Source organism: Staphylococcus arlettae (genome assembly GCF_002902345.1).
Classification (GTDB): domain Bacteria; phylum Bacillota; class Bacilli; order Staphylococcales; family Staphylococcaceae; genus Staphylococcus; species Staphylococcus arlettae.
Genome location: NZ_PPQB01000012.1, coordinates 87,309 through 103,910 on the forward strand (window position 1 = coordinate 87,309; position 16,602 = coordinate 103,910).

Here is a 16,602-nt window from a genome sequence, read left to right on the forward strand (position 1 = left end):
CATGTCAATATAATTATATTTTTGTCCGTACAAATATCAGCTAATTAAAACCCCAAACCAACGCGGCTGTTGATTTGGGGGCTTAATTTATTTTTTTAACTGAATTACGTTCTATAATATATGTGTCGATACGTTCTTCTGGCTGTATTTTATCTGTGTCAATAGTCTCTATCATCCAGTTAGCTGCCTTTTCTCCTAACAACTCTTGCGGATGTGATGTGGTTGTTAAATTCATATCGCTTAATCTACTCAATACAGAATTGTCTTCCCCAACAACCGAAATATCATTCGGTATACTAAATCCAAGTTGTCTTAAACGTTGAATGATTTGATACGCGATTTCATCGTTATAACAGACAACTGCAGAAACTGATATTTTTTGTTGTTGAATGTGTTGGACTATCTGTTCTACTACTTGGCGTTTATTTTCAGTATCATAAGTGTAAATATGCTCACCCTTGAAAATAATATTATTATGTTCGAAGGCATTAAAATAACCTTTCATTCGTAATTTTCCTTGATTATCATCAATCTTAGTAATTAATGCGATATCTTCATGACCATGATCAATTAAATATTGTGTTGCTAAATAGCCTGACTTAATATCATCAATTGCAATATACGGTAAGTTTAGCTCATCATACGTAGCATTAATCATAAGTATTGGTATATCCCGTTGTTTGAACATAGAATAATAAGATAGATTAGGGTTATAAACATTACTTTTCGTCGGTTCGATAATTAATCCTGTCACGCCTTGATTTAACATCATTTCTAAGCATTTGCGCTCTTCATCATGGTTATTATTTGTACTCGCTAATATTAAAGAATAACCATTATCACGTAACACGTGTTCAATACCTCTTATAATACTGGGAAAAATATAGTCGGATAAGTACGTCACAATAACACCAATTTTTTTAGTTCCTGTTGTTTGCTGCGCATTTAAAAAACTATAGCTCACATATGAGCCAGCACCTTTTCTTTTTTTTATATAGCCTTCTGCCACAAGGATATCCATTGCTTGTCGAATTGTATAACGGCTAACTTGATAATTATCTTGAAATTGTTTTTCCGTCGGTAACAACATACCCACGTGATAACTCTTATCGAGAATTTTGCCTTTAATTTCATCGGCTATTACTTGATATTTGGGCTTATTCATATCTGACGATCTCCTAGTATTACCTAATTTTCTCATACACATTTAGTATAGCATAACTATTTAACGCACTTTTATATTTATCTAGCACGTTATATAAAATATGACAGATAGTTAATATTGTGTCATAAATGCACGAAAAGAAAAAGTAAGCAGAATTGACTACCTTTTTAAAAAGGCGTTCAAGTCTGCTTACTTGTATGAACCAATAGCAATTTAAATTTAATATGTTCACGTAATGCGTGCACTTTGCTATAAGTCAAAATAGTAACTAAAATTTATTGTAAGTTAAGCGCGTAATCGTATGATTTTCAGCTTTGTGTAACACTAAATCAGCTCTATTTTTAGTAGGATAGATATTATGCAAAATATTAGGTTCATTTACATTTGTCCACAATTGTTTAGCAATTGCTATTGCTTCTGTTTCCGTTAAATCTTTATATTGATAAAAATGTGATTCTGGTTTTTGGAAAGCACTTTGCTGTAGTTTTAAGAACCGTTCGATATACCACTTTTTCATTACTTCTAAAGCGACATCAAGATAAATTTTATAATCTATATAATCAGTTACAAGCTCTGATGCTTGGCTATGAACTTGAAATATATTCACTCCTTCAATAATTAAAATATCCGGTTGATGAATATAATGAAATTGCTCGACTAACCGATCATACGTTAAATGGGAATACGTATAAGTTGCAACTTTTTCCCCAGCTTTAATAGCTTTTAAGTGTTGGATGAGTGTTTTAGTTTCATAGCTTTCTGGAAAACCTTTTTTTGACATTATATTTTGCTCTAACAGTTGTTGCTTAGGTAAAATATAACCATCTGTCGTAATCAGATCTACCTTCCACGTTGGATTTTCTTTTTTTAATAATTCCAATAATAATCGCGCTATCGTACTCTTCCCAGCAGCCACCCCACCAGAAACCCCAATAATAAATGGTGTTTTGTGGTGTTTATTAAGTAATTTATTATGTACATAACTAATATAATCCATATGGCGCTGTGCTTTTTCTGACAATAAATCTATTAGAGGAAAATACAAGGATTTAATTTCCTGTTTTGTTGCATAATCGTTGAAACTAAGTATTTCTTCTAAGTTAATATCATCTAACTCTATATTTGTTGAACTTTGCACTTTTTGCCATTCTTCTTTAGAAAATTCCACAAGCCTAGCTCCCTTTATACAAACTGTTATACCAATTCATTCACTTTGACATAACTCACTTCAATATAATCAATCTCAACAAGTATAATGTAACATTCTCATGGTTTCAATGATAATTTCGAAATTTAATGTATCCGCTTTAATCTAGTATAGAGAGAACAGAAACTCATATTTTCACTAATGGTTAATACTATTTTGAACGTGCATGCTTGCCTAGGGCATAGTTTGAGCCTGTAGTTTCTCACTCATACTACTTCCCCGGGCGTCAGCACGTTTCAAAATCGCTGCTATTTATATTTTGTTTTTCTTGCAATATCAAATTATGAGAAATACTAAAGTTTTAAAATTAGTGCAATTAGTACTATAATGTAAACACTTACATTTTTAACAACTACATTACTGGAGTGATGAATGTGAAGACAAAAGTTCTATATGGTAAATCTGACGTAGAGATCGATGTACCAGATCACAGTACTCTTATTGAACCTAGCACTATACCACCACTAGATAATGATGTTGAGTCAATTATGGACGCTTTAACGCAACCCATTGCCTCACCACCACTACATACTATGGTTAAAGCAACAGATACAGTAGCTATTGTGATTAGTGACATTACACGACCTACGCCTAATCACATTTTAGTACCATGTTTGTTGCGCGCATTAAGTCATGTTCCTAAAGAAAATTTCGTCATTATTAATGGAACAGGTACACATAGAGACCAAACAAGAGAAGAGCTGGTCCAAATGTTAGGTGAAGATATTGTAGCAAACATACGCATTGTGCATAACCATTGCCACGACTATGATAGTTTGACCAAAGTTGGTCACAGTAAGTACGGTTGTGATGTTTATTTAAACAAGGATTATGTAGCAGCTGATTTTAAAATTGTCACTGGTTTTATCGAACCGCATTTTTTCGCCGGATTTTCAGGTGGTCCTAAAGGTATTATGCCAGGTATTGCTGGTTTCGAAACAATCATGACCTTTCACAATGCTCAAATGATTGGTGATATTCGTTCTACATGGGGCAATATGATTGATAACCCTGTTCAAGATATGACTCGTGAAATTAATGCAATGTGTAAACCAGATTTCATGCTCAATGTAGCACTTAACAAAGATAAAGCAATTACCAAAGTCTTTGCAGGTGAGTTATATGAAGCACACGATACAGGATGTGACTACGTCAAAAACCACGCTATGTTTAAATGTGACGAACGTTTTGATGTTGTCATAGCTTCCAACTCAGGTTACCCGCTTGACCAAAACTTATATCAAACTGTAAAAGGTATGAGTGCTGCTCATAAAATAGTGAAAGAAGGTGGTACCATCATCATGGTATCCGAATGTGCTGATGGCTTTCCAGATCATGGTAAATTTGCTGAAATTTTCAAATTAGCAGAAACGCCACAAGGTATTTTAGACATAATACATGACCCTAATTTCCAAGAAATGGATCAATGGCAAGTCCAAAAACAAGCTAGCATTCAAACATTCGCTAACGTTTATGTTTATTCAAAATTGACAGACCAACAGTTACTAGATTCCATGTTGAAACCTACTGATAATATTGAGAAAACCTTGGAGTCATTAGCAAGAGAAAAAGGCAAACCTTTAACTATCGGTGTCATGCCACAAGGTCCACTTACGATACCTTACGTTGAATCATAAAAGAGGAGGATTAAAAATGCTAACATTAGAAGAAAAAAACAAACAACTAACAACAGTCTTACAATCAATGAAACGTGTTATAGTCGCTTTTTCAGGTGGGGTCGATAGCACATTAGTATTGCATAAAGCGATTGAAGTTTTAGGATCAGATAATGTTATTGGTGTAATCGTGAAGTCAGAACTTTTCCGCCATGAAGAATTCACACAAGCTACAGAGCTAGCACAACAATTAGGTGCGCACGTAATTGAAACAGAAATTGAAGAATTACAAGACGCAAATATTGTCAACAATACTCCACAAAGTTGGTATTACAGCAAACGTTTATTGTATGCACAATTAGACGACCTTAAACATAAATATCATTGTGCTTATGTGTTAGACGGTATGATTATGGATGACCTAGATGATTATCGTCCTGGACTACAAGCTCGTGATGATTTCTCCGTTCGCAGTGTCTTACAAGAAGTTGAACTCTACAAGTATGAAGTCAGAACATTAAGCAAACAAGCTGACCTCCCAGTGTGGAATAAACCAGCATTATGTAGTTTAGCATCACGCATACCTTATGGAGAAACTTTAACTATGGACAAAATAACTAAAGTGAATGAAGCAGAAAAAATCATTTTAAATTTAAATATCAATCATGTACGTGTACGTTACCATAACAATATCGCACGTATTGAAGTTGCTGACGCAGATATTGCGACTTTAGTACAACACCGTCAAGCTATTAGTTTACAGTTAAAAGAATTAGGTTTTGACTATGTAACAATCGACATGGACGGTTATCGTGTAGGTAGTATGAATGAAGTTTTAAATTCCTCTGCATCACATTAAGTTATGAAAGGCTGCGTTAGAACATGACCGATAAGACAAACGATCTAGATGCAATTTTACAACAAGTACAATCGAAGCAATTATCGATTAACGATGCTAAAAGTCAGCTTAAACAATTTGATGATTTGGGCTTCGCTAAAATAGACCTACATCGTTCACAACGTCAAGGTTTTCCCGAAATTATTTACGGCGATGGAAAAAGTGCTGAACAAATTGATGATATTATACACAGTTTAAAGTCCAACGACCAAACGATATTAGCTACACGTGTATCTGAAAGCAAAGCACAGTATGTATTAGCACGTCATCCAGAATTATCATATCACGCACAGGCTAATATTATATGTACACCCATTGAAACTATCACTCCTTCTACGCATTATGCTGCTATTATCTGTGCTGGCACTTCTGACTTGCCAGTCGCAGAAGAAGCTGCACTCACTGCAGAAGTCATGGGCATTGCAGTTAAGCGTTTTTATGATGTTGGTGTTTCAGGTATACATCGTCTATTTGAAAGTATCGAAGACATTCGTAATAGTTCAGTATCCGTTGTCGTAGCGGGTATGGAAGGCGCCTTAAGTAGCGTCGTATCAGGTTTAGTAGACCATCCAGTCTATGCAATCCCGACCAGTGTTGGTTACGGTGCAAACCTATCAGGGGTAACTACACTTTTAGCTATGCTCAATGGCTGTGCACCAGGCACAAGTGTTTTAAATATCGATAATGGTTTTGGTGGTGGCTATAATGCTGCCCAACTTATAAAGATGCTCGAAAAAGATTAAAAGAGGAGTTTTAGTATGACACAAGCAATTTATATTGATTGCCATGCTGGTATTGCCGGTGATATGTTTTTAGCTGCTTTAGTAGATTTAGGTGCAGATCCTGAATATATTACTGCTGAATTGCAGAAGTTACCTATTGATACATTTGATTTAAGCTTTACCAAACAAGTCAAACAAGGTATCAATGCCCAAACTTTAACTATCGACTTTACCGAAGCACACCACCATCGTAAAGCTGCTGATATTTATAAACTTATAACAGAAAGTACATTACCTGAACGTGTCAAAACACGTAGTACACAAATCTTTACTGAAATTGCACAAGCAGAAGCTAAAATACATGGCATGCCAATAGAAGAAGTACACTTTCATGAGGTAGGAGCAATGGACTCTATCATCGATATTATCGGTTGTTGTCTGGCTTTAGAAGATTTAAATATAGATTCAATATATTGCTCAACCATTCCAACTGGCCATGGTAGAATACATATTGCACATGGTATCTACCCTGTACCTGCACCAGCAACCCTCGAAATATTAACAGGTGTACCGCTGGCAAATTTTGACGTTGAAAGCGAATTAACTACACCTACGGGAGCGGCTATAGTTAAAAGTTTAGCTACACATTTCGGTCCTATGCCTGCTATCATACCAACAAATATAGCCTATGGCGCAGGTACAAAAGATTTTGACTTTCCAAATGTGTTAAGGCTTGTTCAATTCACAGCATCAGCTGCACAACAAGATACAGTGCAAGTGTTAGAATGCCAAATTGATGATATGACAGGCGAAACATTAGGAGATTTTTTAGATAGTGTATTAGCAAAAGGTGCATTAGACGTATATTACACGCCAATTTCTATGAAGAAAAATCGCCCTGCTATCGCCTTAACCGTAATATGCGAACTAGCAAACAAGCCTTTTTTCGAAGACTACCTTTTGCTACATACTACAACACTGGGCGTACGAAGCAGTACTGTCCAAAGACGTGTACTCGAACGTGATTTCGACACGCTGTCAACACAATACGGGGATATAACTATTAAAATTGCTAAGCTTGGGTCCAAAACAATAAAAATAAAGCCTGAATTTAGTGACATGCGCCGTATTGCGCATGAAACTGGACAGCCGTTACACCAATTATATTCAGAAATTAGTGCTGAAATTCATCAACACTATGGTCACCTTAACTAAATATCTTCATATCAATAATATATTAGAACACAGACGTACCCAATAATTGAATGAGAGGTACGTCTGTTTTTTACATTTAACTGAGATAAATCCCCCATTAAATTCAAACTATTAAAAAATACATTTGTTTTCATAATTGAAATAATAAAAGATTTAATTTAATATTTATATCATGCATAATTAAATAACAAACTATTAAATTATTGATTGTGCAGTTATTCAAAAGTGAAAGAAGCGTGTATGTTTATGAATTTGAAAGACAAGTTATTCCATTTAGTGGAAGATCAAGAACAAGAAATGATTCAGATACGTCGACATTTACATCAACATCCTGAATTATCATTTCAAGAGAGTAATACCGCAGAGTATATCAAAAACTTTTATCACAATAAGGATGTATCACTCAAACAACCTGTATCAGATGCACATGCGATTATCGTTGAAATTAAAGGAGGTCAACCTGGTAAAACGATTGGTTTACGTGCTGATTTTGATGCTTTACCAATTTCAGAAGAAACAGAAGTGCCCTTCAAATCACAAAATGAAGGTGTCATGCATGCGTGTGGTCATGATGCCCATACTGCCTATTTATTAGGTGTTGCAAATGCACTAATCGAGGTTAAAGAAGAACTTTCTGGCACTATAAAAATTATCCATCAGCATGCCGAGGAACTACCACCAGGTGGCGCTCAACAAATTTTAGCTACTGGAGCTTTAACAGATGTTGATGAAATTTATGGTATCCATATTGTACCAGCTGTAGAACCTGATACCATTGCCTATAATAAAAATAATGCATTTGCTGGTAGTTCAACATTCACATTAACAATTAAAGGCTTAGGCGGTCATGCAGCCAGTCCACATAAAACACATGATGCTTTAATTGCTGGGACACAGTTTGTCAATGCCATCCAAACTATAGTTTCTCGTAGAATAGACCCATTAGATACCGGCGTAATAACAATTGGAGCGTTTGACGCACCGGGAACTGCTAATGTTATTCAAGATACAGTGACAATAAAAGGAACAGCCCGTTATTTAAATGATGACTTAGAGCAGTTTATGTATCAAGAAATCGAAAAAATTGCTCAAAGTGTTGCGCTTGGCTTTGACGTTACGTATGACCTTGATTATCAATTTGGTTATCCGGTGTTATATAATCATCCAACACAAACTGATAATGCTGCAAAAGTATTAACACAAAGCAAAGGTGATTACTTCCAACACCTAATAGAAATACCGCAAGTCACAGGGTCAGAAGATTTTGCGTATTATTTACAACAAATACCTGGTACCTTTTATTTCATAGGTAGCAAACCATATAATGTAGACACACCTTATATGAATCATCACCCTAAATTTGAAGTCAATGAAGATTGTTTACTCGTAGCAGCAAAATCACTCATTGATATCACATTAGATCGTTTACAAAACGCATAACAAACGCAGACAAACCTTAGGAGAGAGCCCCTAAGGTTTGTTTTTATATCTATTAGTTAATTTTATTAAATACCAATGGTCTTTTAGGCCAAATATTGACAGGGCTTTATGCCGACTCCTGCGGAAATAGCACAAGCGAAGACTACAGGCTGAGCTGTGCCCGCGGAAAGCGTGCACAAAAACTGCCAACAAAACCAATTATTTTATCGATCGTCATGGAGTGAAACGATTCAATGATGTCCCATTTCCTTGTTTTAGAACACGGGCAAATTTTAAATGATAATTCGTTTGAACTTTAATTCAATATTGGCAGTCTTTTGAGCCGACTCCTGCGGAAATAGCACAAGCGAAGACTACAGGCTGAGCTGTGCCCGCGGAAAGCGTGCACAAAAACTGCCAACAAAACCAGTTACTTTTTAGTTATTAAATCTTAAGAAGCCATTACCAAATACATCTCGAACATCATGTACAACAACAAAGGCATCTTGATCAATATCATTAATAATTTGTTTTAATGGTGTTAATTGATTTTGAGAAATCACCACATAGATGACCTCCATATCTTTTTGCGAATATTGCCCTTTACCATTTAATAGCGTCGCGCCTCTTCCAGTAGCTTGATAAATACTTTCACTAATCGCTTTATGCTGATGCGAAATGATAGTTACAGCCTTTTGTGGATTGAAACCTTCTAAGACGAAAGACATTGCTTTTTCTACCATGAAAAGCATCACAATTGTAAACAACACATTTTGAAAACTAATTGCTACCAATGCAGACACTACAACAATGATATCTAATATTAATAATCCTTTGGCAGGTTTCACATTAAAATACTTATAAATAATCATTGCGATAACCGATGTACCACCTAATGTACCTCCTGTATTTAAAATCAGACCTGTGCCAATCCCAATAAGTACACCACCAAAAATCACTGCAATAAATGTGGAATCAATACCTAAATTTATCCGTTCAGTCAACGTTAAAAATAAAGAAATAAAAGTAATCGTAAAAATAGTATAAATCGCACTTACTCTACTTAAATATTTCCAACCGATGATAATTAAAAAGATATTAATTATTAGAGTAGATAATGCCGGAGAAATAGACAACGTATATTTCAAAATCAATGAAATACCAATTGAACCACCTTCACCTAAATTTGTTGGAATGACAAATGCATTGATACCTACTGCTGCTAAAAAAGCGCCTAAAGCAATAAAGATAATATTTTTTAAATGCTCATTCATACTATTTTTCAGCCTCCTTTAATTCATTTTTAACACACAGCTTTAAATTATAACTGATTTAGAGATACTGTAAAACCTTATTTTCCCAAGAAAATAAAGTCGCAATATTAAAATAATATTTACATAATAAAAAGCACTCCCCACTATAGTGGAAGTGCTTTTTGTAAGATCAAATTAAGTCCTTTAAACATATTGCATAACTTTGTCTACAGGCATTCTATATGAAGCATGAGCTTCTTTAACACCTTTACCAACAGCGATAATTACAACTGGGACATAACGTGTCGCATCTAAGCCTAATGTTTCTGCGATTTGATCCGCTTCAAAACCACCAATTGGATTCGTATCATAACCATGTGCTTTAGCTACTAACATAAATTGCATAGCAGCAAGACTACTATCAATTTTAACGATGTCATTCATTTGTTGCGTTGAAATACTATTATAAAACTCTGTTACGGTCGGTAACATTTGGTTTTTAACTTCTAATGGCATATAGTTATTTTCTACGGCTTTACTATAAATAAATTCACCATTTTCATGACATGCCATATCTCCAAAAATAACTACCATGGCAGAAGATGTATCATTTTGATTAGTATTAAATTTAATTAACGGACGTAACTTAGCTTTTCCTTCGTCACTTTCAACAACCATAAAGCGCCAAGGTTGCATATTTACCGAAGATGGTGCCATCGTTGCCTGGCGAATCATATCTTCCATTTCTTCGTGTGGAATTTTATATTGTTCATCAAAAAGTTTCACAGATTTGCGACCAGCTAAAATATCTTTAAAATCATTCATTTTTGTCACTATACTTTCCTTCTTTCTAATTATGCGTAGCTCAACTACTTATTTTTCACATAATCAGTATAATAAATATATTCGGTTCAGAAAGCAGCTATCAAGATTCATTATACGTTGTCTATACAACACATATAGCAAAGTGTTAATTAACTTAATATTTCAGTTATTATAAAGCATTCACACCTTTAAAAATAAGATAAATACTCATAAGAATTAACACTATTTTTAATAAATTGGATAATTTAGCAGCATCTATACTTTGATTGATTTTAACTCCAATTCGCGTACCTACGAAACTCGCAAGAATTAAAATGATACCATACCCCCACAACACATGCCCTTGGACAATATGACCTACGGAACTAGATAAACTGGAAGTGAATATAATAATCATACTCGTAGCCACAGCAACATGTGGTGTGAAATTAAAGACGATAATCATTAACGGTGTCATTAAAACTCCACCACCTATGCCAAACAAACCAGCTGTTATACCAACAAAGAAAGAAAAACCAATCGCTAATGGTATATGTACATTTTTCTCTTTATCTTCAGTTTTTGCTGCTAAACGATCCTTAATAATTAAAATGATAGAAATAATTAGTAAAAATGCGCCAAATATGATGTTAAAGTAAACATCATTTAAAAAGCGACTTAAATATGCGCCAAATAATGAGCCCGGAATAATGCCGATTGAAAACATTATTCCGTGTTTAAAATCAATTGAGTTTTTACCACTCGCACGATATCTTAAAATGGAAAATAACCCTGTAAATACTAAAGTTAATGATGATATACCGATTGCGGTTTGTGTTGTAATACCTGATAATATATCAGAATTAGCCCCGATAAATACTAATGTAGGCACAATAATAATGCCACCACCTACACCAATCAGTGATCCAATAATTGAGGATACGACTCCAATTAAAAGCAATATGATAATCGCCATAGTTACACCCTTTCAATATGTATAGCATTAATTTATTTTAAATTATTTTTATAATTATTAATTTTAACACTTTTATCATCTTCATTTGCTTCAAAATACCAAATTCCATCATCTTCAATTAAGTTTTCACCATCTATTGTTGCTTTATGCATATTTTTAAGTGCAGGTTTATAGTTACTATACAATGATTTTAAATCTCCTAAGCTTAAATTTGTTTGTACATTATTTTCTGTCACTTTCAGTATACGGTTCAACGTTATCAAACTGTTGGACTGGTTTAATTTTTTACCTAATGCTTCAATAACTTGTCTCTGTCTTGCAGTACGTCCTTCATCTCCGCCAGCACCTGTTTCCTTACGACTACGTACGTAATCTAATGCTTTATCACCGGATAATGTAACTTTCTTACCTTCCTTAAAATTAGAACCATTGTAATTAAAAGTTGCATTACTAGTAACTGTTACACCATCACAAAGATCAATGAGTTGTTGGAAACCATCCATATCGACTGTCATATATCCATCTATTGGCACATTTAAATTTTGACGCAAACTTTCCATTGCTAATTTAGGCCCACCATATGCATAAGCGTGTGCCATTTTTTCATGACCTTCTATACCTGGTATTTCACTATATGTATCTCTTGGCACGGAGATTAGTTCAGTCTTCTCATTCTGTGGATTTATAGATGCTATTACTATAGTATCTGTACGTTGACCCGTATGTGTTTTTGCGCGAGTAGCATCAGAATCCACACCAAAAATGGCTATTGAAATTGGTTTTTGTGCTTTAATTTTGTGCTGTGTCGCTACAGTTTGTTTACTATGTTGTGAATCTTGAATCGCATTATTAAAATGAATTATTTTATATATTATAAAACTACTTATGACGATTAATAATATCAATAATATCATTATTATTTTACTTCTCTTGGTTATATTCATGACGGTATTCCTCCGTTTCTGTCATAGCTAATGATATTAACATAATAGCTATGACTAACAAGCTTCCTACAGTATCAGTAAGATAATGCGCATTAACATAAACACGTGACAGTATCATTGCACAAACTAACACAATACCAATAACTTTAACCCCTTTATGATGCGTAATTAATATGATTAAACTTACTAAAATACTTACGCTTAATACGTGCATACTCGGAAAGCTATACCCATCAAAAGCAACTGATGGTCGAGGTCGAGCAATAGCATATTTCATAACGGTACCAATAAGAAACACACTAAAACACCAAAAACCATATAACCAAAATGTTTTGCGTCGATAAAAGTACAGACCTGTTAAAATTAATAATACTAAAATCAAACAATGCACTGGCGCTAAGATATCGGACAAAATACTAAGCCCTTGTTTGAAAAATGGATTCGGTAGTAAGTGCAGTGCAAGTTGATGTGCGTAACGATCAATCATGTCACTTACTCCAGTAATAATGCACATCAGTAATAAAATTAGTAATGCACACAACGAAAGCATGGAATAAAAGTTTTTCAATTTAAGCGCCTCCTGCATTTATTTTTCTGGCAACTGCCATTAATGTGCCAATTGCTAAACTGATACTTAACATGGATGAACCACCATAACTTAGCATTGGCAGTGTTACACCAGTTAATGGAATCATCCCTGAGACACCTGCTAAATTGATAAACACTTGAACAAAGATGTAACTCACAATACCTATACAGACTAATTTATAAAAATGATCTGTTGTTTTATTGGCATAAATAAGTCCTTTCACCAAAATAACAGCATAAATAATTAATACACAGACCACTCCTAACAATCCCATTTCCTCGGAAATAACTGTAAAAATAAAATCTGTATGTGGCTCAGGTAAATAACCTAGTTTAGAAATGCCATTACCCAAACCACGTCCCGTCAGCCCTCCATTGGCAATAGAAGTTAAAGCAGTGGTAAGTTGATAACCATCACTATTTTCATATTTGAAGGGATCAATAACGACTTGTAAACGCCTTAAACGGTAAACATTTTTAACATCAAAGATTAATGTGTAAATTATGTATAACAACATAGGAACTAACGTTACGCCCAATATTTGTAGCTTTATTTTATTTTTGATATCAGAATACAACAATATACAAGCAATAATTGCTACGGTTAAAAGCGTTCCACCTAAATCGCCTTGTAATAATACTAAAAATAGTCCAATTCCTAACAGTGCTAATGGAGGAATTAATTGCTTTACGCTATAATCTATTTTTAATGATAAGCGTCGATCAATAATGTAAGAAAGATAAAAAATAGAAGTTAGTTTTAAAAACTCTGAGGATTGTAAACTAAAAAATCCTAAATTAATCCAATTGCGAGAACCATTTATTTCTTTACCAACCAACACTGTAATTAATAATAGGGCTAATGTTGCTAATACGATGAATTGTTGAGTCCCACTCCGTTTGAACGCATTTAAATTTAAAAACAAACTAAAAAATAGCACAATGCCTAAACCTAATACGAAAAAGATTAATTGTCTGGTCATAAAATGATTGGCTTTAATTGGTAATCCATTAGTTAATGTTCCTTTAGATGCTGCAACCATACTCGCACTATAAACCATTACAACACCTACTAAGCCCAATAAGATATAACACAGGATTAAACTAAAATCTAAATACTTCACCTTCTCCCAAATTTTCAAAATGACTTGCTTCATATGCTCACCTCAGTACATTTGCTATACTTTAGTAAAACAAAATGCAAGTTTTAGCACAATCATACTTTAGGACTACCTAACTTTTTTATAAACATAGGCTAAAATTAGTTTTGCACCATATATCTACTCTATTCAATACAACTACTATTTCTACTGTTCGTCTAATCAGTGGCACCCCATACTGCATTATTCAAAAAACTTAATTGTTTTATATACTTAATAAATTTATTTTCTTAAAAAATATTTTCAAAAAGCGATTGACTAAATTTTCAGAAAACAATACAATTGATGATTATATTTAAAATTACGTTTTTTAATTAAGTTACGATGTGAGGAGCACTGTTATGCAACAACACGATAGTTTTAAACGCACCATGAAACAACGACATTTAATGTTACTTAGTTTTGGTGGCGTAATTGGTACAGGATTATTTTTAAGTTCAGGTTATACTTTGCAACAAGCAGGACCATTAGGTACAGTTCTCTCCTATATAATTGGTGCTGTACTCGTATATCTAGTTATGCTGTGCTTGGGACAACTAGCAATTAAACACCCCGTTACCGGAGGTTTTCATGTTTATGCGAGTCGTTATATCCACCCAGCTGTAGGTTACATTGTAGCTTGGTTTTATTGGCTAACTTGGACAGTAGCTTTAGGTTCAGAATTTACTGCTGTCGGTCTATTAATGCAAAAATGGTTACCCGATGTTCCCGTTTATATTTTTTCTACGATTGCCATTATTCTAGTATTAGTGTTTAATATCATTTCTACACGCTTTTATGCCGAAGTGGAATTTTACTTTTCTTTAGTTAAGGTTATAGCTATCATTGCGTTTATTATTTTAGGTATTGCTGTAATTATTGGTTTGATTAACTATGATGGCTACCAAGGTAGTAGCACTATTATAGAACGTTATACACAACCAACTTTCCCTAATGGTTTAGGCGCAGTATTTTTAACTATGTTAGCAGTAAATTATGCTTTTAGTGGAACAGAATTAATAGGTATTGCTGCTGGAGAAACTGAAGCTCCAGCACAAGTTATTCCTAAAGCCATTCGTGCAACACTATGGCGTCTTATTATTTTCTTCATAGGCACAATGGTAGTCATCTCAATTTTGATTCCTAGTTACCAAGGAAAATCATTAGAAAGTCCTTTTGTTGTGATTTTTCAACGTATTGGTATTCCATTTGCTGGTGATATTATGAATATCGTTATTATTACAGCCTTACTGTCTGCTGCTAATTCAGGGTTATATGCAGCTAGTAGAATGATTTGGAGCTTAGCGAATGAGGGCATGTTCCCGCAATGGTTTGGAGTCTTAAACCGAGCTAAATTACCTATTCGCGCTATACTTTTTAGTATGCTCGGTGGCTTACTGTCATTATTATCTAGTGTTTATGTCGCTGATACACTGTATGTCGTTTTAGTCTCAATAGCCGGGTTGGCAGTCGTTATTGTCTGGATGAGTATTTGTATTTCTTACTTTAATGCTAAACGCCTTGAACCTTCACTTAAAATACATCAAAGTGTCCCTATCATTGCCTTTATTCTTTGTTTCATTTCATGTATTGGAATGATTTTTGATAGTAATCAAGCGCCAGCATTGTATTTCGGTATACCATTTGCTGTACTAGCACTACTTTACTATTACTTTAAATACAACCGTAAGGAGTCGACAAATCTATGAGACTAAAAGATAAATTATTACTAAAACGCCCGTTAATCTTAGATGGTGGTCTAGCAACTACGTTAGAATCATATGGTTGTAACTTAAACACCTCACTGTGGTCGAGTGAAATATTAAAAAATGATCCAGCAAAAATCCAACAAGCCCATGCTGATTTTACACAAGCAGGTGCGGATATATTGCTGACAAGTACTTATCAAGCTAGTTATGCTACATTTTCAGCTATAGGTTTGAGTGATGCCGCTATCGATGCATTAATCGCTGATGCTGTTTATCAAGTTAAACAAGCAACTACAGAACAACAAGTTATTGTAGGTAGCTTAGGTCCTTATGGTGCTTATTTGAGCGATGGCTCTGAGTACACTGGCACTTATAATATCTCTAGGTCAGATTATGTCGACTTTCATCGTCAGCGCATCGACAGCCTAATTGCACAAGGCGTGCATGATTTTGTTTTCGAAACTATACCAAGCTTTGCAGAAATCCAAGCCATTGTGACAGCAATCATCCCTCTTTATAATCAAAAACAGACATTTTGGTTATCTGTAACAGTGGATGATGCCGGTAATTTATCAGACGGAACAGCTTTCGAAACGTTGCGAGATTACTTACAAGATTACGACCCTATATTACCTATATTTGGCATTAATTGTTCTACTGTTACTGGAATTAATAACACTATAGCTAGAGGATTATTGTCATTACCGCAAACTATCGCCTTATATCCTAATGGTGGCGCACATTATGATGCTGAGTCGAAAACTTGGTCTTCTGACAGTAATGAACAAGCAATTTTGGATTGTGTTACGAGCTGGGCACAACAAAATGTAGCTATTATTGGAGGGTGTTGTCAGACAACACCTCAAACCATCGAACGTATTGTTGCAAAATTAAATCGTTAAATTTCATAATAAAAAAGTCCGAGGCATATTACCTCGGACTTTATT

General features: G+C 34.4%; 15 protein-coding genes. 7 read left to right on the plus strand and 8 right to left on the minus strand.

Features of this window, described 5'->3' with window-relative positions:
- Nucleotides 1–82: 82 nt before the first annotated feature.
- Nucleotides 83–1,165 carry a GntR family transcriptional regulator gene (locus CD036_RS06490; protein ID WP_002509028.1) on the minus strand — a complete coding sequence of 361 codons (1,083 nt, stop codon included), beginning with the start codon at nucleotides 1,163–1,165 and terminating at the stop codon, nucleotides 83–85.
- Nucleotides 1,166–1,433: 268 nt separating this feature from the next.
- Nucleotides 1,434–2,333, minus strand: a complete 900-nt coding sequence (coaA, locus tag CD036_RS06495; RefSeq protein WP_002509029.1) for a type I pantothenate kinase — start codon at nucleotides 2,331–2,333, stop codon at nucleotides 1,434–1,436.
- A 413-nt stretch (nucleotides 2,334–2,746) separates the two neighbouring features.
- Here coaA and larA point away from each other — a divergent pair, with 413 nt between their 5' ends.
- The 5 genes from larA (at nucleotide 2,747) to CD036_RS06520 (ending at nucleotide 8,263) form a co-directional block, all read left to right on the plus strand.
- On the plus strand, nucleotides 2,747–4,009 hold the full coding sequence (larA, locus tag CD036_RS06500; protein ID WP_103388235.1) for a nickel-dependent lactate racemase: 1,263 nt from the start codon (nucleotides 2,747–2,749) through the stop codon (nucleotides 4,007–4,009).
- Between the two features lie 16 nt (nucleotides 4,010–4,025).
- Nucleotides 4,026–4,847 carry an ATP-dependent sacrificial sulfur transferase LarE gene (gene larE / locus CD036_RS06505; protein ID WP_002509031.1) on the plus strand — a complete coding sequence of 274 codons (822 nt, stop codon included), beginning with the start codon at nucleotides 4,026–4,028 and terminating at the stop codon, nucleotides 4,845–4,847.
- 23 nt (nucleotides 4,848–4,870) lie between these two features.
- Nucleotides 4,871–5,629 carry a nickel pincer cofactor biosynthesis protein LarB gene (larB, locus tag CD036_RS06510; RefSeq protein ID WP_103388236.1) on the plus strand — a complete coding sequence of 253 codons (759 nt, stop codon included), beginning with the start codon at nucleotides 4,871–4,873 and terminating at the stop codon, nucleotides 5,627–5,629.
- Nucleotides 5,630–5,644: 15 nt separating this feature from the next.
- A complete protein-coding gene (larC, locus tag CD036_RS06515) occupies nucleotides 5,645–6,823 on the plus strand; it encodes a nickel pincer cofactor biosynthesis protein LarC (RefSeq protein WP_103388237.1) in 1,179 nt (392 codons plus the stop codon).
- A gap of 246 nt (nucleotides 6,824–7,069) precedes the next feature.
- The gene (locus CD036_RS06520; RefSeq protein ID WP_103388361.1) at nucleotides 7,070–8,263 is read left to right on the plus strand and encodes a M20 metallopeptidase family protein; all 1,194 of its coding nucleotides are present in this window, start codon (nucleotides 7,070–7,072) and stop codon (nucleotides 8,261–8,263) included.
- A 416-nt stretch (nucleotides 8,264–8,679) separates the two neighbouring features.
- Here the strand turns inward: CD036_RS06520 and CD036_RS06525 are convergent, their stop codons facing one another.
- From CD036_RS06525 to CD036_RS06550, 6 genes are all read right to left on the minus strand, one after another.
- A complete protein-coding gene (locus tag CD036_RS06525; RefSeq protein ID WP_225975826.1) occupies nucleotides 8,680–9,528 on the minus strand; it encodes a YitT family protein in 849 nt (282 codons plus the stop codon).
- Between the two features lie 171 nt (nucleotides 9,529–9,699).
- Nucleotides 9,700–10,320, minus strand: coding sequence for a nitroreductase family protein (locus CD036_RS06530; protein ID WP_037579571.1), 621 nt, complete (start codon nucleotides 10,318–10,320; stop codon nucleotides 9,700–9,702).
- 169 nt (nucleotides 10,321–10,489) lie between these two features.
- Nucleotides 10,490–11,275, minus strand: coding sequence for a sulfite exporter TauE/SafE family protein (locus tag CD036_RS06535; RefSeq protein ID WP_002509036.1), 786 nt, complete (start codon nucleotides 11,273–11,275; stop codon nucleotides 10,490–10,492).
- A gap of 32 nt (nucleotides 11,276–11,307) precedes the next feature.
- Nucleotides 11,308–12,219, minus strand: a complete 912-nt coding sequence (locus CD036_RS06540; protein WP_002509037.1) for an LCP family protein — start codon at nucleotides 12,217–12,219, stop codon at nucleotides 11,308–11,310.
- The gene (locus CD036_RS06545) at nucleotides 12,197–12,706 is read right to left on the minus strand and encodes a phosphatase PAP2 family protein (RefSeq protein WP_002509038.1); all 510 of its coding nucleotides are present in this window, start codon (nucleotides 12,704–12,706) and stop codon (nucleotides 12,197–12,199) included. Before CD036_RS06545 ends, CD036_RS06540 begins: the two co-directional genes overlap by 23 nt.
- Nucleotides 12,707–12,788: 82 nt before the next feature.
- Nucleotides 12,789–13,964, minus strand: a complete 1,176-nt coding sequence (locus CD036_RS06550; protein ID WP_002509039.1) for an FtsW/RodA/SpoVE family cell cycle protein — start codon at nucleotides 13,962–13,964, stop codon at nucleotides 12,789–12,791.
- A 344-nt stretch (nucleotides 13,965–14,308) separates the two neighbouring features.
- Here CD036_RS06550 and CD036_RS06555 point away from each other — a divergent pair, with 344 nt between their 5' ends.
- Entirely contained in the window at nucleotides 14,309–15,655 is a 1,347-nt protein-coding gene (locus tag CD036_RS06555) for an amino acid permease (protein WP_021459270.1), read from the plus strand.
- Nucleotides 15,652–16,557, plus strand: a complete 906-nt coding sequence (mmuM, locus tag CD036_RS06560) for a homocysteine S-methyltransferase (protein WP_021459269.1) — start codon at nucleotides 15,652–15,654, stop codon at nucleotides 16,555–16,557. Before CD036_RS06555 ends, mmuM begins: the two co-directional genes overlap by 4 nt.
- Nucleotides 16,558–16,602 lie beyond the last annotated feature (45 nt).